This window comes from Neoroseomonas terrae (genome assembly GCF_018129025.1).
GTDB classification, from domain to species: Bacteria; Pseudomonadota; Alphaproteobacteria; order Acetobacterales; family Acetobacteraceae; genus Neoroseomonas; species Neoroseomonas terrae.
In genome coordinates this window covers 156043-182598 of the sequence record NZ_JAAEDI010000010.1, presented here as the reverse complement: position 1 = coordinate 182598, position 26556 = coordinate 156043, and the positions used below count along the sequence as shown (strand labels likewise).

Genomic DNA, 26556 nt, shown 5'->3' with positions numbered 1-26556 from the left:
CGAGGCCCGGGCCATGACCGATTTCTTCGCCCTGCTCGACCGCCGCCGCGGCGGCATCCTGACTGGCGAGCCGGAGGCGGCACCGGAACCTGTCGCCGTCGCGGCCGAGGCGCTGCGGGCGGTGCGCATGGCGGCGCTGACGCGCAGCGGGCTGTTCGACCGCGCGCACTACCTCGAAGCCCATCCCGACATCGCCGCAGCCGGGGTCGATCCCTTCGAGCACTTCTTCGACCATGGTTACACCGAGGGACGGCGGCCCAACCCGTATTTCGATCCGGGCTTCTATCTGGCGCAGAACCCGGACGTGGTCGCGGGTGGGCTGAACCCCCTGTTCCACTATGCCTTCCACGGCGATGCGGAAGGGCGCAAGCCGAGTCCCTTCTTCGATCCGGCGTGGTATCGCGAGCGCTACCAGGTCCCCGAGGGGACCACCACGCTGGCGCATTGGCTGAAGCATCGCCGCAGCGGACGCTTCAGCCCGATGCCGGATTTCGACGTCGAGTACTATCTGGGCCGCAACCCCGATGTGGCGGCGGCGGGCGTCGATCCCTTCGAGCATTTCTGGGGACATGGCTACAAGGAAGGGCGCGACCCGTCGCCGGCCTTCGATGTGCGCTTCTATGCGCAGCGTTACCTGCGCGGCGACCTGTCCGAGAACCCCTTCGCGCATTGGCTGGCGCACAAGCACGAGCCCGGCGTGCATGGCCGCATGCCGGAGGACGAGGCGTCGGTGCCGCGCGAGGTCAAGCGCTTCACGAAGCCCGGCCCGGATTTCGAGGAGTTCCGGCCGTTGCCGCCCGATGCGGCGAAGCGGGTGAAGCTGCTCGCCTACTACCTGCCGCAGTTCCACGCCTTCGAGCAGAACGATTCCTGGTGGGGCACCGGCTTCACCGAATGGACCAACGTTCCGCGCGGTCTGCCGCGCTTCAAGGGCCACTATCAGCCCCGCGTGCCGCGCGACCTCGGCTTCTACACGCTGGAAGGCGATGCGGCCTTCCGACGCCAGGTGGAGATGGCGAAGGCGGGCGGCGTCCATGGCTTCGTCTTCTACTGGTACTGGTTCAACGGCACGCGGCTGATGGAGAAGCCCGTCGAGCGCTTCCTCGCCGATCCGTCGATCGACATGCCCTTCGCGCTGATGTGGGCGAACGAGAACTGGACGCGGCGTTGGGACGGCGCCGAGAGCGAAGTGCTGATCAGCCAGGACTACCGCCCCGACGACGATGAGAGGATGGTCGCGGAGTATGCGCGGCACTTCAAGGATGCGCGCTACATCCGGATCGGCGGCCGGCCGCTGCTGATGATGTACCGGCCGGCGCTGGTTCCGCAGTCCAAGTCGACCATCGCGCGCTGGCGGCACCTGTTTCGCGAGACGCATGGCGAGGACCCGCTGATCATCATGGCGCAGGGCTTCGGCGACACCGACCCGCGGCCGCACGGGCTCGACGGCGCCATCGAATTCCCGCCGCACAAGCTGACCCAGACGATGGAGCCCGTTGCGACGGGGCTCGAGGTCCTCGATCCCGACTTCACCGGCAAGGTCTATCACTATGCCGAAGTCGCACGCGTGTCGGTCGAGGAGCCGGCGCCGGACTTCCCGCTGATCAAGACCGCCGTGCCGTCATGGGACAACGACGCGCGGCGGCAGGGCAACGGGCTCGTCATCACGGGCTCCACACCGGCGGCCTATGAGGCTTGGCTGGCCCGGCTGATCGAGCATGCCGGCCAGCACCCCTTCCACGGCGAGGCGATCGTTTGCGTCAATGCCTGGAACGAATGGTGCGAGGGTGCCTACCTCGAGCCCGACCTGCATTTCGGTGCGGCCTACTTGAACGCGACCGGCCGGGCGGTGACGGGACAGACACGGCTCGGTGAGGATGCGCCCCCGCGGCTGTTGCTGGTCGGCCATGACGCCTTCCCGGGTGGCGCGCAGCAATTGCTGTTGTCGATCGGCACGACGCTGCGCCGCGCCCATGGCTGCGAGGTGGAGTTCCTGCTGCTGGGCAGCGGGGCGATGGAACCGGCATATCGCCGTGTGGCGCCGACCACCGTCGTCAACCCGGCGACGCTGTCGGCGCGGATCGGGGCATTGGCCGCGCGGGGCTTCCGCCATGCGATCGTGAACACCACCGCTGCCGGCCCGGCCGTCCCGGCGCTGAAGGCGGCGGGTATCGGCGCGGTGCAGCTCGTGCACGAGCTGCCACGGCTGATCCGCGAGAAGCACCTTGCCGAAGGCGCGCGCGCCGGCATCGGCGCCGCGCGAAAGGTGGTCTTCCCTGCGGGCTTCGTGCGGGACGAGGTGCTGGGCCTGCTCGGCATGACGGCCGATGATCGCTGCACGACCCGGCCGCAGGGCATCTACAAGGACATCTCGGCCCCCGCCGATGCGCGCGAGAAGATCCGCGCGGAGTTCGGCATCGGCGAGCAGGACGCGCTTGTCCTCGGCATCGGCTATGCCGACATGCGCAAGGGCTTCGACCTGTTCCTCCAGCTCTGGCGGCTGCTCCGCTGGCGCGGGCGGCGGCGGGTGCATCTGTGCTGGCTCGGCACCATGGACCCTGGGATGGAAGGCTGGCTTGCCGAGGAGATCGCGGCCGCCAAGGCTACCGGAACCTTCCATATGCCAGGGCGACGCGACGATGTCGGGTCTTTCCTGCGCGCGGCCGAGGCCTATGGGCTGACGTCGCGGGAAGACCCCTTCCCCTCGGTGGCGCTCGAGGCCATGGCCGCCGGCCTGCCCGTCATCGCCTTCGACCGCAGCGGCGGGATTCCCGAGATGCTCACGGAGAGCGGCGCCGGTGTCGTGGTTCCCTATGGCGACGTCACCGCCATGGCGGAAGCGACGGCCGCCGCGCTCGCGACCGATGCGCCCGCCCAGCGGCGGCTCCGGCGCGGCCTCGCGGTGGAGCGCTTCGCGTGGCGGCCCTATGTGCGCGATCTGCTCGCCTGGACCGTGTCGGACCTGCCGGCTGTCTCGGTCGCCGTGCCGAACTACAACTACGCGCGCTACATGCCCGAACGCCTTGGCAGTGTCTTCGCGCAGTCGCTGCCGGTGCGGGAGGTCATCGTGCTCGATGACTGTTCTACGGATGACAGCCTCGACGTCATCCGGGCAGTGGCGCGGCGGCATGGCCGCGACATTCGCCTGGCACCGAACGAGACCAATTCCGGTTCGGTCTTCGCGCAGTGGCGCAAGGCGGCGGAGATGGCTGAAGGTGAGTTCCTCTGGATCGCCGAGGCGGACGACCTGTCCGATCCGGACTTCCTGCTGCGTGCCACGGCGCGGATGAAGGAAGACCCGGCGATCGCCTTCGCCTTCACCGACAGCAGCACGATCAACGCCGACGGCAGCGCGCTGTGGCCCGACTACAAGGGGTATTACGCGACGCTCGGTCGCGACGCCCTGCAGCGCAGCGAAGTCTTTGCCGGCACAGACTTTGTCCGCCGCTTCCTGGCCGTGAAGAATCTGATCCTCAACGTCAGCGCGGTGGTGTGGCGACGGCAGGCGCTGCTCGACGCGCTCGCCGCCTGCGGGGAGGAGCTGCGCGGCTTCCGCATGGCGGGGGATTGGAAGCTCTACCTGCAGGCGCTCGCCGTGCCAGGCGCCCGCGTGGCCTATGAGGCATCGCCTCTCAACGTCCATCGCCGCCATGCGCAGAGCGTGACCCATGCCCTGGATGCCGCGCGGCATGTCGAGGAGATCGGCCGTTGCCATGATTTCGCGCGCGCGGCCTTCCCGTCGGCGCAGGAGGCCACGAAGGCCCAGCGCGACTATCTCGCGGAGGTGACGGCGCAGCTCGGCGCAACGCCGCCTGCCCCCGCGAAGACCCGGCGCCCCAAGCGCCGCAAGACCAACCGCAAGGCATGAGCGGATGGACGCCAAGACACAACTCAACCATGGAGATCGCAACGCCATGTACGTCCCGCCCTATGACGCTCTTCTCCACAGCATCGACACCTCGCGTGAGGCGCTGAAGGACAAGCAGGAAGTGACGATTCCGACCGGTCTCTTCCGCTTCCTGCTGCAGATCGCGGTCGCCAATGGCGACTTCAACGAGGCCGGCTACCTGGCCGCTAATCCGGACGTGGCGCAGGCGCTGCGCAACGGAACCATCGACAATGCCCGGATGCACTACATCGGCTTCGGGTATTTCGAAGGCCGCCAGGGTGGCACGCCGGATGTCGAGGAGCGCTGGTACCTCCACTCCTATCCGGATGTCGACGAGGCGGTGAAGAAGGGCAAGCTGAACTCGGCGCGCGAGCATTTCAGCATGGTCGGCGCCGCCGAGTGGCGCAGCCCGAGCCCGCGCTACGAAGCCGACACGCAGCAGTGGAAGCAGGCCGCGAAGGCGGCCTGAACCGGAGGGAGGGGTGGTCTGCCCCTCCCTCCTCACGCCGATGTTCCGGCATGACATTATTCGCCCTGGAGGCAACCATGAGCGAAACCGCCCCGCCGCCCCTGTTTCGCATCGCCGCCCCGGGCGAGCGCATCTGCTTCTGGGGAGCGCCGGCCCATGTCGGCGCCCATGCCAGCCTGGCTGCCGGGCTGGCGGCGACCGGCGCCAATACCGGCAATCTCTTTATCGGCCACGGCCTGTTCCATGGCACGGATTGCGCGCAGAAGGCGTTCCATCCGGGCTTCGGCGCCATTCCGCCCGAACGTCTGCATGAGCATTTCGATCGGGTCTTCGTGCCGGCATCGAACTTCGTCGGCAACGGCGTCGACCTGACCGAGCACGCGGCATACTTCGCAAAGGCCAAGGTGCCCATCTTCTGCTTCGGCCTCGGTTCCCAGATCCGTCCGGGCGAGAAGCCCGCACTGAAGCCAGGCACCGAGCGCATGTTGCGGCTGATGGGTGAGCGCGGTTCCATCGGCGTCCGCGGCGCTTTCACGGCCCAGGTGCTGTGGGACATGGGCATCCGCGACGTCAGCATCGTCGGCTGTCCTTCGCTACTGGGGCTGCGGGCGGAGACGCTGCAACGCCTGGGCCGCGCGGTGCCGGCGCGCGACAAGGTGGCGCTGAACCTGTCCAACAACGTCCGCCGCCACGCGCTGCATCCCGAGCCGATGCGTCTCTCCGAGAACGGCCTGTTCCAGCGCCTGCTGGGCGAGAACGCTTACTATGTGCTGCAGAACGAGCAGCCGGAGATGGAGTTCCTCGCCGCGATGGCCGCCGGGGACAATCGCGCTGCCACAGCGGCGGCGCAGAATGTCGCGGCGCTGTTCGGCATATCCGCCTCGCGCGACGATCTGCGGACCTTCCTCGAACGGCGTGTGCGGATCTTCTTCTCGGTCGATGACTGGGTCGGCTGCATGCAGACCATGACCGTGTCGATCGGCAGCCGCTTCCATGGCAACATCGCCGCACTACTTGCGGGTGTGCCGGCGCTCTTCCTCGTGCACGACATGCGCACGCGCGAACTGTGCGAGCTGCTGCGCGTGCCGCATTTGCTGCTCGACCGCCCGGTGGCGGCAGAGGAGATCCTGGACCGTGCCGCCGAGGCCGACTACCGGCCCTTCCTTGCGCAACTGGGCCGGCTGACGATGGAATGGCGCCTCTTCCTTCGCCGGAACGGGCTCGACATCGCCATGCATGCGGACCCGTCCGAGGTGGCGCCGGCGGCCGCCGCCTGATCATGCGGTATGTGCTGGCCCTGTTGGCGCTGCTGCTCGTGCAGGCAGCGCCGCGTGCCCAGGACGTATCGGTGGGCGCCATCCGCTGGGACGACTGGCTGCCGGACTCGCCGGATGTCGCGTTGCTCGACAATCCACAATGGCGATCGCGGCTTCCCTTCCATGCCGCGCGCGATGCTGAGGGCAGGTTGCGTATCAATGGTGCGCTGGAGAACGTGCTGGCCGCCGAGAACGCCTATGCCCGTGCCGGCGGGCTCGACTACTTCGTCTTCGGCCTCTACCCCGAGGCAGCCTCCTGGGGCCGGAGGCCGGCGCGACAATTGGCGCTGAACCGTGCGCTCGTCTCCTTCCTGCGGTTGGAAGACCGTTCGGGGATGCGCTTCACCGTCAGTCTGAACCAGTCCTTTCCGCAGGACGATTTCGCCGACGTCGCCGAAACCCTCGCGCAACTTGTCGCTCACCCGGACTACCTGCGCACGCCGGATGGCCGCGCGCCAGTCTTCCTCTTCGGGCATGAGCCCGAAAGCTGGTCGCGGTCGCTCGGCTCGCCGGAGCGGTTCCGCGACGCGTTCGCCCGGCTGCGCGAGGCCGTGCGGGAGCGCAGCGGCGTCCCGCTGCTCGCCGTGTTCCTGCATGCGAATCCGCAGCGCGGGGCTGAGCTTGCGCGAGCACTCGGGATGGACGTGCTCTCCGCCTATGTGGTGCCGGCCGGCAGTGGTGGCCGCGCTGTGCCATACGCCGACTGCGTCGCCCGCATGCGCACCCACTGGCGGGCGCTCGCGGACAGCGGCCTGCCGTTCCTGCCCAACATGACGACCGGATGGGATTATCGGCCGCGTATCGAAGCACGTGGCCAGCGGACGGACGCGCCCAATGGCCCGAACTGGTGCGAGCCGCCACAGCGGGGCGAGCTCGGTGCTGCGCTGCGTGAGGCGCGGCAGGCTGCCACCTCGGATTTCCGCAGCGTGCTCGTCTATGGCTGGAACGAGTTCACGGAAGGCGGCTGGCTTTCCCCGACGCGGGCGGAAGGCGTGGCGCGGCTGGCCGAGTTCCGCCAGGTCCTCAGCCCACGCAGCCCTGCTCGTGACGTCGTCCTGAGCTGGCCCGACCTCGGCGTGACGGCGCCCGATTGCGCGCTGCGCAGTACGGCGCGCGACCGGGGGGCGACCCTGCGGGCGTGCCGACGCTCCGGAGCCGAGGCCTGGCCCTGTCCGCCCGGCATGGCCGTACGCAGCGACACCGTGCGGGCACCGAGCGGGCTCGAGGCACTGTGGCACGACGGCGCCTGGGCCGTGCGGCGTTGCGTGGCGGAAGCCCCGGCCGATCGCGCGGACTGAACGATATGATGGGCCGAGGCGCCAAATTGGTCTGGCGCTCGTGAACGACAGCTTCGTGGCGATGGATGAACCGCTCGGCAAGCAACCGCAGCGCGGATCGATCGCCTTGATGGACGGCGTCGTCCTACTTCGTTCAGCGCAAGGTCGGATCCAGCCTGTCGCGCAGCCAGTCCCCCAGCAGGCTGACCGAGAGTGTGGTCAGCACGATCACGCAGGAAGGCGCCAGCAGGATCCAGGGCGCGCGCGTGAGGTACTCCCGCCCATACCCCACCATGTTGCCGAGTGAGGTGAGTGGCGGCTGCACACCGAGGCCGAGGAAGGAAAGGCCGCTCTCCAACAGGATGATCTCAGGGAAGGCCAAGGTCATCGAGACGATTAGGGTCGAGGCGATGTTCGGCAGCACATGGCGCGTATAGACGCGCCAGGGTGAGGCGCCGAGCTGCACCACTGCCGCCGCATAGCCCTGCGAACTGGCGGAGACCGCGAGGCCGCGCGCGATGCGCGCATAGCGTTCCCAGCCATGCAACCCGAGCAGACAGATGAAGAGCGGCAGCGAGTTGCCGAAGAACGCCAGCACGGCCAGCGCCAGGATCAGGAAGGGCATTGATGCCTGGAAATCCACCAGCGCCAGCACCGCCTGTTCCGCCGCCCCGCGGAAGTGCGCCGCGAGGAAACCGAGGGTGACGCCCAGGATAGCGCCGATGGCAGTGGCGCCGAAGGCGATGAGCAGGCTCATGCGGATCGAGACGATCAGGCGCGAGAGCACGTCGCGACCCAGCTCGTCCGTGCCCAGCGGATGCAGCCACGTGCCGCCCATGAAAACCGGTGGGCTGAGCCGGTTACGCAGGTCGAGCGCCGTGTACGGATAGGGTGCGACCAGATCGGCGGCAAAAGCGGTCAGCAGCATCAGGCTCAGCCAACCGATGGCGAAGATCACCAGCGGCGGCAAGCGGACACGGCGGCGCCTCGGTGGAGCGGCGGAGATGGTGGCCGGCAAGGCGAGATCCGACATCAACCGTTGGCTCCCTTGGCCTGAGCACGCAGCCGCGGATCGAGTGCGCCATAGAGAAGATCGACGATGAGATTGGCACTCACCATGGTTGTTGCGACCAGCAGCAGGATGCACTGCACCACCGCCAGGTCGCGGTTGGCGACCGCAACCACCAGCAACCGTCCCACGCCCGGCCAGGAGAAGACGCTCTCCACCACCACGGCGCCGGCGAGCAGGCTTCCCACCATGAAGCCCACGATGGTCACGGTCGGGATTGCGGCGTTCGGCAACGCGTGGCGCCGCACCGCGACATGCCACGGCACGCCCTTGGCGAGCGCGGTGCGCATATAGGGCTGGCCAAGTACTTCCAGCATGGCGGAGCGGGTGAAGCGCGCGAGCACCGCCGCACCGCCGATGCCGAGGGTCAGCACCGGCAGGATGGCGTGGCGCCAGCTATCCTGCCCGCCGGAGGGCAGCCAACCGAGCTGCACGGCGAACACCAGGACCAGCAGCAACCCAAGCACGAAGGAGGGCACGGTGAAGCCCGCCACCGCGAGCAGCATCACCGCGCGGTCCGCGAAGGAATTACGGTGCAGTGCGGCGTAGATGCCGGCGGGGATGCCAAGGCCGATCTTCATGGCGAGTGCCGGCAGCGTCAGCGCCAGCGTGGCGGGCACGCGCTCCGCGACCAGCTCGATCGCGGGGCGGCCATCGCGCATGGATTGGCCCAGATCGCCGCGGAAGATCGCGGTGAAGTAGCGGAGGTATTGCTGCCAGACCGGATCATCCAGACCCCAGGCCTGCCGGAAGGCGGCAATCGCCTCCGGTGGCGCATCGGCCGACATGATCAGCAGCGCCGGATCGCCGGACAGGCGCAGCACGATGAAGGCGAAGGTCACGACCAGCACGAGGGTCAGCAGCGCCCGCGCCAGGCGCAAGCCAAGGAAGCGAACCATGCTAGGCGGCCCGCTGCTGGGGCATGCCGTCTCGGGGGGAGACGGTGCCATGGGCGACATGACAGGCGGCGAGCCGACCATCCGGCAGCGGCTTCAGCACTGGCGCGGCCCTGCTGCAGAGAGCGGCGGCCAGCGCACACCGGGGATGGAAGGCGCAGCCGGATGGCCGCGCGGCGGGGTTGGGCGGATCGCCCTGCAGAATAATGCGCCGGCCGCCGCGGCCAGGCTGCGGAATCGCCGAGACCAGCGCCTGCGAGTAGGGGTGCGCGGGGCTGTGCAGGACGGCATCGGGGTCGCCTTCCTCCACGATGCGACCGAGATACATCACGGCGACACGGTGGCTCATCTGCCGCACGGCGCGCAGGTCATGCGAGATGAAGAGCAACGCGATGCCGCTGCGCTCCTGCACCTCGGCCAGCAGATTCATCACCTGAGCCTGAATCGAGACGTCGAGCGCGCTGATCGGCTCGTCACAGACCAGCAGTTCCGGCCCGGTGGCGAGGGCGCGGGCCAGCACGGCACGCTGGCGTTGCCCGCCTGACAGCTCATGCGGATAGCGCTGCGCATGGTCGGGCCGCAGGCCGACATCGCGCAACAGCTGCGCCACGCGCTCCGGCCGGTCCGCCCTGCTGCCGATACCGTGGATGTCGAGCGGCTCGGCAATCTGCGTGCCTATGGGCAACCGCCGGTCGAGCGCGCCGAGCGGGTCCTGATAGACCATCGCCATGCGCGCCCGCAGCCTTCGCCACTCGGCGGTCTGTCGCGGCGGCATGGGGCCTTCGCGGAAGGTGACATTGCCGCCGTCCGGCACTTCCAGCCCCAGCACCAGGCGACCGGTGGTGGATTTGCCACAGCCGGACTCGCCCACCAGACCGAGCGTGCGCCCGCGTTCCAGCGCCAGCGTGACGCCATCCACGGCGCGTACTTCGACGGGGCGTCCCATCAGGCCGCGGCGCATCGTGTAGCGGCGCACGAGTTCGCGCGCCTGGAGGAGCGGAACGCCGCTCATGCCGGAACCAGCAGGCGCCCGGTCGCGGCAACCTGGCTCTGCGGCCGCAGGCAGGCGGCGCGGTGGCCCGGCGCCACGGTTGCCAGCGGCGGCACCGCCGCATCGCACGCCACGCCACGCAACGGGCAGCGCGGCGCAAAGGCGCAACCACGCGGCATCGACCAGGGCTCCGGAACGCCGCCCGGGATCGCGGCCAATCTGCGGCGCACGCCGGTCATCGGCGGCAGCGCGGCCATCAGCCCGGCCGCGTATGGATGCGCCGGCGCGGCGAAGAGCGTCTGCGCCGCCGTCTCCTCGACGATGCGGCCGGCATACATGACGCAGACGCGCTCGCAGGTCTCCGCCACCACGCCGAGATCGTGGGAGATCAGTACCAGCGCCATGCCGGTGTCGCGACGGATCTCGCTCAGCAGATCGAGGATCTGCGCCTGGATGGTGACATCCAGCGCCGTGGTGGGCTCGTCGGCCACCAGGAGCTCCGGCTCACCGGCGAGCGCCATGGCAATCATCACGCGCTGGTTCTGGCCGCCGGAAAGCTCGTGCGGGTATGCCTGCAGCCGACGCCGCGCATCGGGCATCCCGACGCGGTCCAGCAGCCGGCGAGCCTCCTCGCGTGCTGCCTCCCCGGTCAGGCCGCGGTGCAGGCGCAGTGCCTCGGTGATCTGGCGGCCGATCCGGTGAACCGGATTCAGGCTGCTTGCCGGGTCCTGAAAGATCATGGCGATACGGCCGCCGCGGATCGCATCGAGCCGAGCGGGCGGCGCGTGCAGGATTTCCTGGCCGTCCAGCCGGACACTGCCGGTCACCTGCGCCTTGCTTGGCAGCAGGCCGAGCGCGGCGAGCCAGGTGACCGACTTGCCGCAACCGGACTCGCCCACCAGCGCCAGCGCCTCACCGCTTCCCACGTCGAGATCGATGCCGTGCAATGCCGGCACACCGTCGAAGGCGACGCGCAGATCGCGGATGGTGACGAGGGTGTTCACGCGCCGGTGCCGACCTGGCCCGGGCCGAACAGCATCGGCCAGCCCTTGGAAGCGCGCCAGACGAGGTCCTTGCGCTTCGCCGTGAAAGCCGCCGCCTGATGCAGCACGAGATAGCCCGGGTCCTCGCGCTCGACGATCTCCAGCATGCGGCGGAACAACCTGCGGCGCTGCCCCATGTCGTTGGAGGTGGTCAGCGCCACGGCGGCGCGGTCGAATTCCTCATTCGTCCATTCGCCGTAGCGCGCGGCATTGGTGCGCGGCCCGTAGCTGCGCAGCAGCCCCGCGACCGGGTCGCCAAAGGTGGAGGTGTTCGACCAGTCGCGGATGCCGCGGCCCGGTGTGCGGGCCACCAGCTGGTCGAAATTCTCCTTCATCTCGATCTGAACGTTGAGGCCGACCTGACGCCACATCTCCACGACGATCTGCGCGTTGGAGACCTGGTTGGTGTAGTAGTTGTTCAGAAGGCGGTAGCTGATCGGCTCGCCGCGATAGCCTGCGTCGCGCAGGAGGCGCCGTGCCTCGGCGGGGTCGAAGCGCGGATTCTCCCAATCCGGGAGGAACATCGGCCCATAGTTCTCGAGCTGCAATCCACGCGGCACCTCGGTGCGCCCGGCCCAGAGCGCCTCGACGATCACCCGCCGGTCCACGGCATGGGTCATGGCGCGGCGAACCCGTGCATCGGCCAGCACCGGGTTGGTACGGTCCATGGCCATGATGCGGATGTTGTTGATCGGGCTTCCCAGCACCTCGAAACGCGCATTGCGTTCCACCTCGCTCACGAGGTCGGGTGAGATGTCGCAGGCGAGGTCGAATTCGCCGGAGAACAGGCCGTTCAGCCGACTCGACACTTCCGGCACTTCCACCAGGCGAATGCGGCGCAGCGGCGGGCGGCCACCCCAGTAGTCGTCGTGCGCTTCGAGCGTGAGCGCTGAGTCGGGGCGCAGTTCGACGATACGATAGGGGCCGGTGCCCACTGGCCGGCGCGCCCAGGCGAGCCAACTCTCGGCATCGGCGAAGGCTGTGCGGGAGAAGATCACGCCGATATTCTGTTGTGCCCGGGCTTCCAGCGTGACATCCGGCTGCGCGTTGACGAAGCGCACTACGCCGGGGCGAACGACCTCCATGCGTTGGAGGCCGGGAAAGGCCTGACGGGAGACGGCAACCACCTCGGATGGCGGTTCCTTACCGGTGCCGCCCGCCAGTACGCCGTCGCGGCCCGCGGTGTCGGCGCGGGACGGATCGCTGCCGAACAACCGCTCACCGAAGCTGAAGACGACGTCCTCGGCCGTTATCGTGCGGCCGTCGTGAAAGCGCACGCCTTCGCGCAGGTCGAATTCGAGCGTCCGCTCGCCCGTCCGGCGCCAGGCGGTGGCAAGGCCCGGCTTCGCCGAGAGATCGCCACGCCAATCGGTCTCGATCAGCGGCTCCGCAAAGAGGTTCGAAATGCGAAAGCCGACATTGGACTGCTCCCGTGGCGGCTCCAGCGTGTTGGAGTTGGAGAGCTTCTGCACCGCGATGGTGAGGCTCGGACGTTGGTCCGCCTGGCCCAGGGCGATGCGTGGCAGGGTTGCGGCAGCGGCGGTGAGCAGCGCCGTACGGCGCGTTGCACGGAGCATCGTTCAGGCCCCCCAGTTGCGCGCGCGGAAGTCCATCACGAAGGCCTGCGCGGCCTTCCAGTGGATGTCCTTGCGCTTGCCGGTGAAGTTTGCGGTCTGGTGCAGCACGGTCCAGGCCGGATCCTCCCGTTCCGCGATTGCCAGCATGCGGACCCAGGCCCGGCGGCGCTGCGCCATGTCGGTCGAGGTTTCCAGCAGCGCCGAGAGGGTGCCGAACTCCTCATTACGCCACTCATTGTCGGTCCAGGCGATGCCGTCGCGGCCATAGTTCTGCGGCGTCTGCGACACGGGATCACCGAAGGAGGCACCGTTGGACCAGTCCCGCAGTGCGCGGTTCGGTGTGCGTTCGCGGATCTGGCTCCAGTTCTCGCGCATCTCGATCTGCACGTTGAGTCCGGCCTGCCGCCAGGTCTCGACCAGGATCTGCGCGGTCGGCACCTGCGCGGTGTAATAGTTGTTCAGCACGCGGTAGGGGATGGGCTCCCCGCGGTAGTTTGCCTGTCGCAGCAGGCGGCGAGCCTCGGTGAGGTCGAATTCCGGCACCGTCCAGTCGCGGATGAACATGTCGCCGAAGAACTCGAACTGGAGACCGGCCGGTACGCGCGCGCGCCCGGCCCAAAGCGCCTGCACAATGGTCTCGCGGTCGATAGAATGGGTCAGCGCGCGGCGCACCAGCGGATTGGCGAGCACCGCATGGTTCCTGTCGAAGGTGATCATGCGGTTGTTGCTGATCAATCCGCCGACAACCTCATGGCGCGGGTTGCGCTCAACCTCGACGATCTGGTCAGGTGGGATGTCGCAGGCGAACTCGCATTCACCGGATTGCAGCATGGCGATGCGCGCGGCGACTTCCGGCACCTCCAGGAAGCGAATGCGCGACAGGGGCGGCCGTCCGCCCCAGTAATCGTCATGCGCCTCCAGCAGCAAATGGTGGTCGGCGCGGAACTCCGCCACGCGGTAGGGGCCGGTGCCGACGGGCTTGCGCGACCACTCGTTCCAGTTCGCGACGGCGTCATAGGCGGTGGCGGAATGGATGGTCGCAAGGCTGCGGCTCAGCTTGCCTTCCAGCGTGACGTCCGGCGTACGGTTGACGAAGCGGACGGTGCGCGCATCGACAATCTCGATGCGCTCGAAGCCGGGGAACGACCGGCGCGCGACAGCGACGGCCTCCGGCGGCGGGTTGCGCGGGCTTCCCTCGCGGCCCCACATGCGCGGACCGAAGGAATGGGCGACATCCTCGGCCGTCATCATCCTGCCGTCGTGGAAGCGCACGCCGTCGCGCAAAGTCAAATCCAGCGTGCGGTCGTCGATCCGGCGCCAGGCGGTGGCCAGGCCGGGCCTAAGCGACAGGTCGCCGGTCCAGTCCGTGTCGATCAGCGGCTCCGCATAGGAATAGAAGATGCGGCCACCGACATTGGATTGCTCGCGCAGCATCTCCAGCGAGTTGCTGTTGCTGATCTTCTGCACCGCAATGGTAATCGACGGTCTTGCGGGCTGGCCGACGGCGAGCTGCGGCAACGCCAATGCGCCGCTCGCCCCGAGGAGGGCGCGGCGCGCAAGCAGCGCCATCGCTCAGCGCCCCCAGTTCATGGAGCGGAATTCCATGGCAAAGGCGGGCGCGGCCCGCCAGGGTGTTTCGCGCCGCTTTGCCGTGAAGGTCGCGTTCTGGTGCAGCACGGTGTAGGCGGGGTCCTCGCGTTCCGCGATCTCCAGCAGGCGGCGGAACACGACCTTGCGGCGCGCGCGGTCGGTGCTGGTCTCCAGCTCGACGCAGAGGCGATTCAGCTCCTCATTGGCGTATTCACCGACCTGCTGCTGCTGGCCGTTCGGCCCGTGCTGCGCGACCAGCGAGGACACCGGATCGTTGAAGGGGGCGGAGTTGGACCAATCCCGGACCGCGCGCGTCGGGCCGCGCTCGAGGATCTGCGACCAGTTCTCCTTCATGTCGATGGCCACGTTCAGACCGACCTGGCGCCACATCTCCACGAGCACTTGTGCCGTCGGTGTCTGGTTCGTGTAGTAGTTGTTCAGCAGGCGGTACGGGATCGGCTCGCCGCGGTAGTTCGCCTCGCGCAGCAGGCGCCGGGCTTCGGCCGGATCGAAGCGCGGTACTTCCCAATCCGAGACGAACATTTCGCCGTAGTAGTCCCACTGGAGGCCGCGCGGGATCACGGTGCGGCCACCCCACAGGCTTTCCACGATAGCCTGCCGGTCGATGGCATGCGTGAAGGCGCGGCGGACCCGCGCGTCCCGCAGCGCAGTATGGGATTTGTCGAAGCAGGTCAGGCGGTGATTCAGAATTGTGCCGCCCTGCACCTCATAGGCGCGGTCCCGCTCGATGCCTTCGATCTGGTCCGGCGGCAGGTCGCAGGCGAACTGCACTTCGCCGGTGCGCAGCGCGTTGATGCGGGCGGAAACCTCCGGGACCTCCAGGAAGCGGATTTGACGGAGGGGCGGACGGCCCCCCCAGTACTCGTCGTGGGCGGCCAGCGTCAGCGAGTGGTCAGGCCGGAATTCCACCACCTGGTAGGGGCCGGTCAGCACGGGCCGGCGCGCCCAATCGAACCAGCCGCGCGCCTCCTGAAAACCGCGGCGCGAGATGATCTCACTGCCGTACCGCGAAAGGCGTCCTTCCATCGTCACGTCGGGCGACGCGTTGTGGAAGCGGACTGTGCGTGCGTCCACGATCTCGACCCGCTCGAGCGCCGGCCAGGCCCGGCGGGCGACGCCCGTCACCTCGACCGGTAACTCCCGCTGCGCCGGGGAGGGGACGATGTCGCCACGGACGGTGATGGTGCGGCCCTGGGCCGAGGCAGGCGAGTCGCCGAACATGCGCTCCCGCCCGAAGGAGAAGGCCACGTCCTCGGCCGTCATCACGTCGCCATTGTGGAACTTCACGCCCTCCCGCAGCGTCAGTTCGACCACGCTGTCGGAGATGCGGCGCCATTCCGTCGCCAGCATCGGCACGGTGCGCAGCTCGTTCAGCCAGTCGCGGCCGATCAGCGGCTCCCACAGCGAGGAAAAGAAGATGCGCTCGCCGACATTGGACTGCTCGCGCAGTACCTCCAGCGTGTTGGAGTTGCTGATCTTCTGCACCGCGATGTTGATCGCCGGGCGCTGGTCGGCCTGGGCGATGGCGACGCGCGGCAGGGCGATGGCCGAGGCACCAAGGAGGAGGGGACGGCGGGAGATCATCACGGCTGGCGCTCCTCAAGGCCATGGGGGGTGGCACGGAAGTGTGTGAGAGTGCGTTCGGCGTGGCGCATGCGGTGCGAAAGAGCGCGCTGCGCATAGTCACGAACGATCGTCGCGCAGGCGGGATCGCTGGCGAGATTGTGGAACTGCTGCGGATCCTCGCGCAGGTTGAACAGCAACGGCGGCAGCGTCGTGAAGTGGACGTATTTCCAGTCCTCATCCTGCACGACGCAGAGTGCGCAATCATCCATATGCAGGCGCAGCGTCGTCTCCGGATGCGAGTAGAAGACATCACGGAAGTCGAACTCGTAGAACAGGTGCTGGCGCCAATCGGCTGGTCTCTCGCCAGCCACCAGCGGCAGGAGCGACCGGCCGTCGCAGGCGCGTGGCGCGCTGCCGCCGAGCCAGTCCAGGATGGTGGGCAGTACATCGACGCTTTCGGTGAAGGCGTCCTCGATGCGGCCGGCGGACCCGGCCGGCGCGGCGGGATCCTTGATCACCAGCGGGATGCGGAAGCTCTCGTCGTGGTAGCCGATCTTGCCGAGCAGATAGTGGTCGCCGAGTTGCTCGCCGTGATCGGACGTGAAGATGACGAGCGTGTCCTCCCACTGCTTCGTCTCATCCAGATAGGCGACGACATGGCCCAGCGCGTCGTCCACCTCGGTGATCATGCCGCAGTAGGTGGCGCGCATCTGCGCGATGGCCTCCGCATCCAACTCCGTCGCCGCACCACCGGCGCCGTGGAAGAAGGAACCCTGGCTGATGCCGTGGAGGTAGAAATCCAGAAGCGGATGCTGCTTCGCTTCGTCCTGCCACTGGGGTTGGCGATGCAGAGCCGGCATGTCTTCCGGCCGATACATCGCATGATATGGCGCGGCCGCGATGAAGGGCGGATGCGGCCGGTAGTAGCCGAGATGCAGGAACCACGGCTTGCCGTTGCGACCCTTCAGATAAGTTAGGGCACGCTCAGTGAAGTACGCCGTGTCGGAGAGCTCGGCCGGAATGCGGCTCGGGCGGCTGGTGACGCCGGGCACGGCGTCCTCGCCTTCGGGCAGCCAGATGTCCTCGCGCTTCGCGGGGAGCTGATAGCCTTTCTGTGCGAGCCAGCCGAAGTAGCCGTCCATGCTGGGCTCGAAGGCGCCGACGGCGCGGAAGCCGTCCATCAGGTCGCCGAGCGTGGTGAACCGGGGATCCTTCCCGCCGGTGGTGCGCGGATCAGGCGTCGTCGTGGTGTAGCCGATCAGTGCCGGATCATAGCCGATGCGGCGTAGTTCCTTCGCGAGGTTGGTATGGCGCGCATCCAGCGGCACGGTGTTCTGCACCGCGCGGTGATTCATGAGGTAGAGGCCCGTCAGCAGGCTGGCGCGCGCCGGACCGCAGGGGACGGTGTTGGTCACATGGTTGCGGAAGGTCACCCCTTCCTTGCACAGGCGATCCAGATTGGGTGTGCGCAGAAAGCCCGCACCGAGCGCAGGCACGAAATCCGCCCGCCACTGGTCCACGACGATGAGCAACACATTCTTTCGTTGAGACATCCACGACACATCCGCTAGGCGGGCGGGGTTTAACGCCGTTCCGAGAAGGTCATGTGACGGCGTCGATGACTCTTGATGACAGTGCCAGGACATGCTGCTTGCAGCACGGAGAGTTGTGCGGGGTTCGACCTAACCACTCGTTCGGGATGGCAGCGGGCGCATCAGGAAACGATGGGCGGCGCCGCTATCCCTCATGCGCCCTGTTCGACCTGGCACTTCCGGGTGCGGCCGCCCTGGGTTGCCGGCCATATCCGCAGCGGTGCGCCGGATGTTCGCGTCGCCAACGCGACACCAATGCAGGAGATGAGAACCGCCACCAGGGCAAGCCCATCCGGCATCTCACCGAGCAGCGCAAAGCCACCTAGACAGGCCGCGCCCGGGCTCAGGCTGCCGAAGGCTGCGGCCTTCGAGGCACCCAGTCGCTGCACCGCCGCTGCGAAGGCCACGGGTGCGAGGATCCCCGAAGCTATCCCTTGGAACACCGCCTGCACGGCGACGTCATGCAGCGGCATGGCCAGTACGGCGGGCTCCATCGTCAGCAGATAGAACGGTCCAAGTCCCGCCACGGAGCCCGCGCTGACGAAGGCCGCCGCCTCCCACGGTCCGATGCCGCTTCGCCGCAGCGCGATCGTGTATCCGGCGGCCAGCAGCGCAGCCAGAAGCAGAAGGAGATGACCGAGTGAAGGCGCCCCGCCGCCGACGGCGATCGCGGGCAGCACCACGGTTGCGACGGCCAAGGCGATCATCGCGAGGCCCGCCACGCGGGTACTGCTGATGCGCTCACCCATCAGCGCGGAGACAAGCGCCACGCAGAGCGGCACCGTCCCCGGCAGCAGCGCCCCCGCCTCCGCCGTACCGGCGACGCTGAGCCCGCTGCCGACGATGAGGACGAATGGCGCGCCCCCGCCCCCCAGCAGCAGGGCGAGCAGCCAGGGGGAGACCTGTCGTAACCGCGGCCAGGCCCGGCGCAGGACAGGCAGCAGCAGGAGCGCCGGGACTGCGAAGCGCAGCATCGCGATGTCCGCAGGCCCGAACGATGCCTCGCCGGACACGCCGAGGCGCGTTACGGCAATGGCGCCGCCCCAGATGGTGGATGCAGCGAGCCCGGCCGCAATGCCGAGCGGTGAAAGCGTGGTGGTCATGTCGGATGCCTCCGGTGACCGGCAGCGGGGGACGCCTGCGCGTCAGTCCCGCCACCAGGGCTTGGCGGCTTCCGCCGCGGCGATGTCACGGGAGATGCCGATATCCTTCAGGAGCCGGGCATCCATCTCGAGCAGCAGCTTCCGTCCCCGGGCGCGTTCCCGGATGCGCGCGAAGCCGTCGATCATCGATCCGAGGGTCGTCATGGCAGGCGTTCCTTCCGTTGCATGCCGCCGGCAGAAGCGTCGCGCGGCCTGCCAAATCTGCGGCACCGTGGCGCGCGGTGCTTGGTGTCGCGCTTGTGAGCCACTTGAGATTTCCTTGTGGAATCGGCGCTTCGCGTGATCTGTCGCACTCGACTGTTGAGCGTGGCTGGCCGAGTGACGGATACTTGCGGGGTCGCGGCGTGGTCGTGGCCCTTTGCATGGGCACCCGGACACGTCGCCGGAGGGCGGCTATCTGCGGGGAGGACCGGAATGCCTCTCACCTTCGCCGGCCATGAAGTCGATCTGCGCCGGCAGGAACTGCGTCGTGATGGAAGTCGCGTGCATGTCGAGCCCCAGGTCTTCGACCTGCTGGTTCATCTGCTGCGACACCGCGACCGCGTGGTCAGCAAGGACGAACTGCTCGACGAGATCTGGAGCGGGCGGATCGTCTCCGAGGCAGCGCTCAGCAGCCGCATCAACGCTGCGCGCAAGGCCGTGGGCGACGACGGCGAGCGGCAGTCACTGATCAAGACCATCCACAAGCGCGGCTTCCGCTTCGTAGGCGAGGTCATGGAACTGCCCGAGGAGGCGGTGCCCGACCCTGCGCCGGCGGAGATGCCCGTGGCGGCCGTCGTGGCTGCCGAACCGTCGCCCCGACCTTCCGTCGTGGTGCTGCCCTTCGCCAATCACAGCGCCGAGCCGGATAGCGACTACTTCAGCTATGGCCTGACCGAGGACATCATCCGCCTGCTCGCGCGCCATCGCTGGATGGACGTACTGAGCCGCCACACCGCCGCAGCCTTCCGGGGCCGGGACGTAGACTCGCGCGAGATCGGCGCGACTTTCGGCGTGCGTTACCTCGTGCATGGCAGCGTCGCCAAGCGGGGCGATCATGTGCGTCTCGCCGCCGACCTCGTGTCCTGCGAGAGCGGACGGCAGCTCTGGTCGGAAACCTATGACCTCGCATTAGCCGATGTGCTCGACGTGCAGCGCGCCATGTCCGAGCAGATCGCGGCGGCGATCGAACCCGAGCTCGCGCGGCTTGAGAGAGAGGCGGCGGCGCGGCGGCCTCCGGTCAACCTGGGCGCCTGGGACTGCTACCAGCGTGGGCTGTTCCACCTATGGGGCTTCACGCAACCCGGCATGGCGGAGGCGGAGACGATGTTTCGCCGCGCCATCTCGCTCGACCCCACCTTCGCGCGCGCGCATGGCGGCCTCGCGTATGTGCTGCTGCAGGAGGCCGTGGTGGACGGGCCTGGCGAGCGGGAGGCGCGGATCGATGAGGCGCTGCGCCTGAGCCGCAGCGCCGTGGCGCTCGACAACCAGGATTGCATGAACCTATGCGTTCTGGGCCGCGTGCACGCCTTTCGCCATGATTACGAGGAGGCGATCGCGCTGCTGGCGGAGGCGGTGGCGCTGAACCCGAGCTTCGCGCAGGCGCACTACGCGCTTGGCTGCACCATGATCTGGAGTGGCCGGCCGCGGGAAGGGATGGTGCATATCGACCGCGCCGCGGAGCTCAGCCCGCGCGACCCGCATCTGTCGAGCTTTCACGCGGCGCGCGCACTTGCCCATATCGATCTCGACGAGCTTGCTGAAGCGGTGGACTACGCCCGCCGTGCGACGCGGGTGCCGAATGCGAAGTCCTGGCCCCATATGATGCTGACGGCATCGCTGGGGCTGATGGAGCGGCGAGAGGAAGCGAGCCGGGCGCTGGCGGGACTGCTGGAGAAGGCGCCGGGCTACACTCTGAGTGCGGCGCGCGCCGACTTCTTCTTCTGTGCCGAGCAAGGTCTGATCGATCGTTGCCTGGACGGGCTGCGGCACGCTGGCCTCGATGATGGTCCGGCCGCTGGGCTGTAGCGCAGGCACCAGCTCGTCATTCCGTGACGACGCACCGGACGATGCGTCGCGCGCGCGGAGATCGTGTCGGCAGCGTTGAACGACGCTGGTTGGCCGGGCGTCCTCATGCCAACAGGGACGGCAGGCTGTCGGGCCGGATCCCGTTCGGGTCGTTCCACCGAACCAGGATCCGGCTGACGACGCGGAACCGGGTCAGCCGCCCGACGGGACGTGGACCACGGAGAGGTTCTCTCCGCTGCCGGTGATCCGCGCAACGTAGTCGGGAGACGCCGGGGGCGGCACGTCAAGATGCTGCACCGACAGGTTCTCGCCCGCGCCCGTGATGATGGCGCGCGGTTGCACGGAACCCATCACCCCGCTCGGTGGCACGGCGGACTGGTTCTCGCCCGAGCCCATGACCTGCGGCGTATAGGTGCCGGACTGGCGAAAGGCCTGGGCGCCTGGTGCGACACCGAACGATGCCATCGCGACGGTGGCAACAATGCGGATGAGGGTGCTCGACATGATCTGTCTCCAAGGGTTTGGCCGAGCGACCCGTGGGCGCGCGGCGCGGTTCGCTGATGCATGACGTCCCGCGCCGGACCATCCGGCCTTCCCGGACATGACTGCCCTTGGGGACGTAAGTGAACCCTACGCAGGCGATATCGTGGGTGCTTGGAGAACGGCTGGAGAAGATCTGGAGAAAGTCCGGATTCCCGGTTGATGCGCAGGCACGGCCGCGGAGTGGCGCGTTCGGCCGTGCTGCGGGTGCCTCAGCGGACGATCCTTCTCGCATGGCGAGCGACGCCTCGACGGCCATGGATGCACGTCAGTCCCTATTCTCCAGAGACAAAGCCCGCGATACCCCGCGCGGACGGTCGCCCGGCAAACCGCTGGCACCGTTCGGGCGTTGCTGGCGCAGACGGCGGGAAGGAGACAGGCCCGCCCTGCCGTGAGATCGCGCTGGAGGAATCCGTGGATGAGCCCGCGACGCGCCGCCTGCGCAACCCTGCTCCTGCTGCTCGGCGGCGCCTGTGACGCCGAGGATCCCGCCGCTCCGCATGTCGCCGGCGGCGATCCGCGACGGGGTCATGCGGTGATCCTGGAGGCCGGCTGCGGTGCTTGCCACGTCATCCCGGGCGTGCCCGGCGCTGTCTCGTGGGTGGGGCCACCGCTGATGGAATGGTCGCGGCGCGGCTATGTCGGCGGCCGGTTGCCCAACGCGCCCGAGAACCTTGTCGCGTGGCTGCTCGATCCTCGATCGATCTCGCCGGGTTCCGCCATGCCGGCGCTCGGCTTGACCGAGGAGCAGGCCCGCGACGCAGCGGCTTTCCTGTTCACCCTTGGCGCGACTCGCCTGCCGCCGGTCCCGCCAGGAATGCAACTCGGTCCGCAGGAGGGTGGCCCGCGCGAGGCGCCTCGGCTGCGCCCGCGCGGCTAAGCGACGTCAGCCACAACCGGGCAGCAGCAGCACCGGCACGGCCTGGAACACCACACCCAACGCCGCAAGCACGGCGGTACTGCCGGCGAACCAGCGCGTGAAGCGAGGCTCCGCCTCGCCACCATCCAGCACCGATGCGGCAGGCATCCGAAGCGAAGGGCGCAGCACCAGGGCCAGCAGCGCCAGCGCCACGACGGTGGCGAGCCCCACCATCGCCGAGATCCAGGGCAGGCCAAACACGGACCGCTCCGCCAATCCTCGCTCGCAGGCCACCGCGCTGGCGGCGTAGATCGCCGTGAAATGCCCCGCCCAGACCACGAGGCCTGCCACCGAAAGCAGCACCGCACGGACTGGCCGGGCCACGGCAGCGGCGTTCATGCGAGCAGCCTCGGAAAGCCGTGCAGCAGCGCCACGCCGAGCACTCCCTGCCCCACCGTGTAAAGCCAGAACAGCATGACGTTGTCGAAACTCAACCGTCGCGTACCGTTCAGCATCCCGGCCCAGGACCGCGCGACCAGGTAGCAGGCCATGATGGCAGCCACCGCGACATGCAGGCCCTGCCAGACCATCAGCGCGTAGGAAGCTGCGGCATGGGCATGCAGGCTCGGCCGCAGCCCCGCCTGCCACAACGCCGTCAGGTCGGCGGCAAAACCTGCGCTCAGCAGAAGCAGCGCCAACGGCACGAGCAACGCCGGTAGCACGCCGCGCAGTCGCAGGATGGCGGAGGCCGCCAGAACCACGCCGGCGGACGCGCCGTATCCGACCAGCGCGGCCGCGCCCCAAGCGGCTACCGGACGATCCATGCCGTCGGGCGGCCACATCGCATCGCCATTCACGAGCCACAGGAACAGATAGCTACCCATGGTGCACGCATAGGCGGTGCCGCTGACCAGCATCAGGCAGATCATCGCCCACCAGGACGTCGCAAGCGGCCCGGTGACGTAGTTGGGCAGGTCGAGACCCTCGCCTATTCCATCGTGCCGCGCGGGCAGCGGCCCGTGGTCGGTGCCGGTCCAGAGCCAGCGCAGGAATCCGCCCAGCGCCACGACACCAAAGGCCGCCGCCGGCACCAGCGCCTCGACTGCCAGCGACAGAAAGAACCCCGCCGTCCCGATTGCCGCGACGACATGCGCGAAGCCCGGGCCTGGAAGGATGGCGACGTACTGCGCCAGCGCCTCGTCGGCGCTCGTGATGAGGGATTCTCGACGGCCGGTCAGCGTACCGGGCAGCAGATGCCGTCCCGCTTCGACCTCCGCCCCGAGCTGCGGGTTGTCCCACAGAGGATACCGGCCGGCGATGCGCGGAATGCTGCGCAGGCCGTAATCCTCGCCGCCCAGCCACTCGGCCGTGCCCGACTGCCACGGATTGCCGCTGCCGCCGGTGGTGAGGCGGAAGTTGCGCGCGATGTCCACCATCAGCACCACTCCCCCGGCCAGCACCGTCAGCGCGCCGGCCGTGGAAAGCGCGTTCCACAGTTCCAGCCCCATGCCCGCCGGGTAGGTGTAGATGCGCCGCGGCATGCCCATGAAGCCGGCGATGTGCATCGGGAAGAAGGTCAGGTTGGTGCCGAGGAACAGCAGCCAGAACGCCCATCGGCCGAGCCGTTCGGACAGCGGCGTGCCGATCGCCGGCGCCCAGTAGTACAGCGCAGCCAGGAGCGGGAAGACCATGCCGCCGATCAGCACGTAGTGCAGGTGCGCCACGATGAAATAAGTGTCGTGCGCCTGCCAGTCGAAGGGCGTGACTGAGGCCATCACCCCGGTCAGTCCGCCCAGCACGAAGATGAACAGGAAGCCGAAGACGAACAATGTCGGTGTGGCGATGCGCACGCGCTTGCCATCCGCGAATGTTCCGATCCAGGCGAAGACCTGCAGCCCCGAGGGCACCGACACAGCGAAGCCCGCGGCGGAGAAATAGGCCAGGCTCAGCCCCGGGATGCCGGTCGCGTACATATGGTGCACCCACAGCCCGAAGCTGAGGAAGGCGGTGCCCACCAGCGCCGTCACCACGAGCCCATGCGCCAGCAGCGCCGTGCCCGCCATGGCCGGCACAATCATCGAGACCATGCCCGCCGCCGGCAGGAAGATGACGTAGACCTCCGGGTGACCGAAGAACCAGAACAGGTGCTGCCACAGCAGCGGGTCGCCGCCGCGCTCGGGCAGGAAGAACGGCCAGCCGAAGGCACGTTCGAGTTCGAGCAGCGTGCTCGCCACGATCACCGCCGGGAAGGCAAAGACCACCATCGCGGCAAAGACCAGCATCGCCCAGGCGAAGATCGGCATGCGCCCCAGCGTCATCCCGGGCGCGCGGCAGCGCAGGATGCCTACGATCAACTCGATAGCGCCGGCGATGGCCGATATCTCGATGAAGCCGATGCCGAGCAGGTACATGTCGGTGTTGACGCCCGGCGAATGCTCTTTGCTGGTCAGCGGCGGGTACATGAACCAGCCGCCGTCCGGCGCGACGCCGAAGAACAGCGAGCTGAAGAAGGCCAGTCCGCCGATCAGGTAGATCCAGTAGGCATAGGCGCCGAGCCGCGGCGTCGGCAGTTCCCGCGCGCCGAGCATGCCCGGCAGCAGCGTGATCCCGACCGCCTCCACTGCCGGCACGGCGAACAGGAACATCATCACCGTGCCATGCATGGTGAAGACCTGATTGTAGGTCGCCGGGTCGATGATGGTCAGGCCCGGCATCGCCAGCTGCACGCGCATCAGCACGCCCAGCAGCCCCGCCAGCGTCAGGAACAGCAGCGCCGTCACCACGAACAGCGGGCCGATCAGGTTGTTGTTGATCTCGCCGATGACGCGCCAGCCCCGGGGCCGCTGCCAGGCGGCGCGGAGCCGGCCGAGTTCGTCCGGTGGGCGCGGCAGGGGGTTGGGCAGGCGCTCCGATGCATGATGATCGGCGCTCATCTCAGCGCCTCCAGCCACGCTGCCACCGCCAGCAGATCGGTGCCCTCCAGTGACCGCCCATAGGCCGGCATGGCATTGCCCGGCTTGATGTCCTGCGCCCCGGCGATCCAGCCCGCCATCGTGCCGCGATGGTTGTCGAGCGCACCGGCGGCCAGCGACAGGCGCGAGCCGACACGCGACAGGTCGGGCGCCAGGCGGCCCTGGAACTCGGTGCCGCGCACGGTGTGGCAGGCACCGCAACCGGCCTCGCCGAACACCTGCATGCCGCGCGCCTGTTCTTCGTCCGCCGGCGGAGGTACCGGCGCCTGCTGGCGGGCAACCCAGGCGTCGAACTCCGCCGGTTCCTGCGCAACCACCCAGAAGGCCATGATGCTGTGTTGCAGGCCGCAGAACTCGGCGCATTGCCCACGCAGCACGCCGGTGCGATCCACCCGCAGCCGCTGGCGGTTCACGCGTCCGGGGATCATGTCCATCTTGCCGTGCAGATTCGGAATCCAGACGCTGTGGATCACGTCGGCGGAGGTCAGCAGCAGCTCGATCTCGCGCCCGACTGGCAGGTGCAGTTGGTTCGCGGTGACGGCGCCCGCGCCGAGATCTGGGTAGCGCACCTCCCACCAGTATTGGCGGCCGATGATTTCGACGCGCAGCGGCGCCGGCCCCAACGGCAGGGTCAGCGCGCGCGAGACGCCGAGCGAGTAGACCAGCAGCGCCGCCAGGGTGACGACCGGGAACACGATGCCTCCGCCGACGACGAAGCGCCGCGATCCGATCCGCTCCCGCACCCGGCCGGGCGCCAGCAGGGCGGCTGCCAGAAACCCCATGGTCAGTACGAAGATGACCGTGCCGCCGATGAACAGAACGTGGGTCAGCTCAGCGATGCGTGCCGCCTGGATGCCCCATGGGTCCAGCGGCGTTTGCGCGCCCGAGCAGCCCGCCAGCGCCACCATGGCAAGGGCGGCGGGCCGCCTCACGCCGCAAAGCGCCCGCGCCGCATCGCCATGACCAGCGCGCCCATCGCCACGCCCGCGAAGGCGAGCCCTCCCGGCACCCACATCAGCAACCCGCCGAGCTGCTGGTCCTCCAGCGGTGTCAGGCCCCAGGCCAGGGTCGTGTAGGCGTGCGGGGGAAAGAGCGCGCGCGGGGCGAAGGTCAGGAAGGCGCCAAGCGCGCTCATCTGCGCCGCGGTGGCGATGCCGGCCGGCAGCACCGCTTCCGGCCGCGTGGCCGCCGCGAGCAGCAGACCGCGCCATAGCCAGATGCCAGCCCCCAGCAGGCTGAGATGCATGACCCAGTAGGCAACGTCCGACCGGAAGGTCGCCACATAGGGACCCGGCAGGTGCCATACCCAAAGCAGTACTGCGAAGCAGGCCGCGGCGGCCGCGATTCCGCCCGGCGCCTGGGGTCGCCGCGGCGCCGAAAGCCCGAGCGCCAAGAGCGGCGCGGCCGCAAGCAGGATGACGAGATGCTGCCCGACCCGGGCCGAGAACAGCGCGACCGACAAGTTGCAAAGCGGAGACACCAGCGCGAACGCCAACAACACCCAGCCAATCAGCAGCGCACGTCTATCCGCGCTTCGCGACCAGGCCAGCGCGAGACCCGCCGCGAGTGCCCCGCCGAGCCAGAAGTCCCAGTTCCATTCCGCACCGCCAGGCGCCGGTGGATTTCCGCAATAGGTCTGCCAGGAGCTTTCCAGCGTCCACTCGCCCATGCCCCTCGGAACTCCCGCCCTGTCGCTGGGCCAACGCGCGAGAGCCCGAA

21 protein-coding genes are annotated in these 26556 nt (G+C 68.5%); 6 read left to right on the top strand and 15 right to left on the bottom strand.

The annotated features are described in order from the left end of the window. The first annotated feature begins 13 nt into the window (after positions 1 to 13). The 4 genes from GXW78_RS11170 (at position 14) to GXW78_RS11155 (ending at position 6972) form a co-directional block, all read left to right on the top strand. The gene (locus GXW78_RS11170) at positions 14 to 3868 is read left to right on the top strand and encodes a glycoside hydrolase family 99-like domain-containing protein (protein WP_246522042.1); all 3855 of its coding nucleotides are present in this window, start codon (positions 14 to 16) and stop codon (positions 3866 to 3868) included. A gap of 4 nt (positions 3869 to 3872) precedes the next feature. Then, a complete protein-coding gene (locus tag GXW78_RS11165; protein ID WP_211868753.1) occupies positions 3873 to 4358 on the top strand; it encodes a hypothetical protein in 486 nt (161 codons plus the stop codon). A 77-nt stretch (positions 4359 to 4435) separates the two neighbouring features. Further along, the gene (locus GXW78_RS11160; protein ID WP_211868751.1) at positions 4436 to 5635 is read left to right on the top strand and encodes a polysaccharide pyruvyl transferase family protein; all 1200 of its coding nucleotides are present in this window, start codon (positions 4436 to 4438) and stop codon (positions 5633 to 5635) included. Positions 5636 to 5637: 2 nt separating this feature from the next. Beyond that, positions 5638 to 6972, top strand: coding sequence for a glycoside hydrolase family 71/99 protein (locus GXW78_RS11155; protein WP_211868750.1), 1335 nt, complete (start codon positions 5638 to 5640; stop codon positions 6970 to 6972). A gap of 133 nt (positions 6973 to 7105) precedes the next feature. On the opposite strand, the gene GXW78_RS11150 is transcribed toward GXW78_RS11155, so the two are convergent. From GXW78_RS11150 to GXW78_RS11105, 10 genes are all read right to left on the bottom strand, one after another. Continuing rightward, the gene (locus GXW78_RS11150; RefSeq protein ID WP_211868748.1) at positions 7106 to 7984 is read right to left on the bottom strand and encodes an ABC transporter permease; all 879 of its coding nucleotides are present in this window, start codon (positions 7982 to 7984) and stop codon (positions 7106 to 7108) included. After that, entirely contained in the window at positions 7984 to 8919 is a 936-nt protein-coding gene (locus GXW78_RS11145; RefSeq protein WP_211868746.1) for an ABC transporter permease, read from the bottom strand. The genes GXW78_RS11150 and GXW78_RS11145 overlap by 1 nt, the downstream gene beginning before the upstream one ends. A gap of 1 nt (position 8920) precedes the next feature. Then, entirely contained in the window at positions 8921 to 9928 is a 1008-nt protein-coding gene (locus GXW78_RS11140) for an ABC transporter ATP-binding protein (RefSeq protein WP_211868744.1), read from the bottom strand. Continuing rightward, a complete protein-coding gene (locus GXW78_RS11135; protein WP_211868742.1) occupies positions 9925 to 10911 on the bottom strand; it encodes an ABC transporter ATP-binding protein in 987 nt (328 codons plus the stop codon). The genes GXW78_RS11140 and GXW78_RS11135 overlap by 4 nt, the downstream gene beginning before the upstream one ends. Further along, on the bottom strand, positions 10908 to 12527 hold the full coding sequence (locus GXW78_RS11130) for an ABC transporter substrate-binding protein (RefSeq protein ID WP_211868740.1): 1620 nt from the start codon (positions 12525 to 12527) through the stop codon (positions 10908 to 10910). Before GXW78_RS11130 ends, GXW78_RS11135 begins: the two co-directional genes overlap by 4 nt. A gap of 3 nt (positions 12528 to 12530) precedes the next feature. Next, entirely contained in the window at positions 12531 to 14096 is a 1566-nt protein-coding gene (locus tag GXW78_RS11125) for an ABC transporter substrate-binding protein (protein ID WP_211868738.1), read from the bottom strand. A 3-nt stretch (positions 14097 to 14099) separates the two neighbouring features. Next, positions 14100 to 15722 carry an ABC transporter substrate-binding protein gene (locus tag GXW78_RS11120; RefSeq protein WP_246522066.1) on the bottom strand — a complete coding sequence of 541 codons (1623 nt, stop codon included), beginning with the start codon at positions 15720 to 15722 and terminating at the stop codon, positions 14100 to 14102. After that, positions 15722 to 17257 carry a phosphoric/sulfuric ester hydrolase PehA gene (gene pehA, locus GXW78_RS11115; protein WP_211868734.1) on the bottom strand — a complete coding sequence of 512 codons (1536 nt, stop codon included), beginning with the start codon at positions 17255 to 17257 and terminating at the stop codon, positions 15722 to 15724. Before pehA ends, GXW78_RS11120 begins: the two co-directional genes overlap by 1 nt. 191 nt (positions 17258 to 17448) lie before the next feature. After that, positions 17449 to 18399, bottom strand: coding sequence for a DMT family transporter (locus GXW78_RS11110; RefSeq protein ID WP_211868733.1), 951 nt, complete (start codon positions 18397 to 18399; stop codon positions 17449 to 17451). 42 nt (positions 18400 to 18441) lie between these two features. After that, positions 18442 to 18603 (bottom strand): DUF1127 domain-containing protein, encoded by a 162-nt coding sequence (locus tag GXW78_RS11105; protein ID WP_211868731.1) that lies wholly within the window; start codon positions 18601 to 18603, stop codon positions 18442 to 18444. Positions 18604 to 18873: 270 nt separating this feature from the next. Between GXW78_RS11105 and GXW78_RS11100 the strand changes: the two genes are divergently transcribed. Further along, complete coding sequence (locus GXW78_RS11100; RefSeq protein ID WP_211868730.1) at positions 18874 to 20466, top strand: winged helix-turn-helix domain-containing tetratricopeptide repeat protein; 1593 nt, start codon at positions 18874 to 18876, stop codon at positions 20464 to 20466. Between the two features lie 192 nt (positions 20467 to 20658). Here GXW78_RS11100 and GXW78_RS11095 read toward each other — a convergent pair whose 3' ends face one another. Continuing rightward, positions 20659 to 20970, bottom strand: coding sequence for a hypothetical protein (locus tag GXW78_RS11095; protein ID WP_211868729.1), 312 nt, complete (start codon positions 20968 to 20970; stop codon positions 20659 to 20661). 454 nt (positions 20971 to 21424) lie between these two features. Between GXW78_RS11095 and GXW78_RS11090 the strand changes: the two genes are divergently transcribed. Further along, positions 21425 to 21886 (top strand): c-type cytochrome, encoded by a 462-nt coding sequence (locus GXW78_RS11090; RefSeq protein ID WP_211868728.1) that lies wholly within the window; start codon positions 21425 to 21427, stop codon positions 21884 to 21886. 6 nt (positions 21887 to 21892) lie between these two features. Here the strand turns inward: GXW78_RS11090 and GXW78_RS11085 are convergent, their stop codons facing one another. Genes GXW78_RS11085 through GXW78_RS11070 form a run of 4 tightly spaced genes read right to left on the bottom strand, consistent with a single transcriptional unit; the run spans position 21893 to position 26506 of the window. Continuing rightward, positions 21893 to 22264 (bottom strand): hypothetical protein, encoded by a 372-nt coding sequence (locus GXW78_RS11085; RefSeq protein ID WP_211868727.1) that lies wholly within the window; start codon positions 22262 to 22264, stop codon positions 21893 to 21895. Next, positions 22261 to 24798, bottom strand: a complete 2538-nt coding sequence (locus tag GXW78_RS11080) for a cbb3-type cytochrome c oxidase subunit I (protein WP_211868726.1) — start codon at positions 24796 to 24798, stop codon at positions 22261 to 22263. The genes GXW78_RS11085 and GXW78_RS11080 overlap by 4 nt, the downstream gene beginning before the upstream one ends. Further along, a complete protein-coding gene (gene coxB / locus GXW78_RS11075; protein WP_338147729.1) occupies positions 24795 to 25769 on the bottom strand; it encodes a cytochrome c oxidase subunit II in 975 nt (324 codons plus the stop codon). Before coxB ends, GXW78_RS11080 begins: the two co-directional genes overlap by 4 nt. Continuing rightward, complete coding sequence (locus GXW78_RS11070; protein ID WP_211868725.1) at positions 25766 to 26506, bottom strand: cytochrome c oxidase assembly protein; 741 nt, start codon at positions 26504 to 26506, stop codon at positions 25766 to 25768. Before GXW78_RS11070 ends, coxB begins: the two co-directional genes overlap by 4 nt. Between the last annotated feature and the right edge of the window lie 50 nt (positions 26507 to 26556).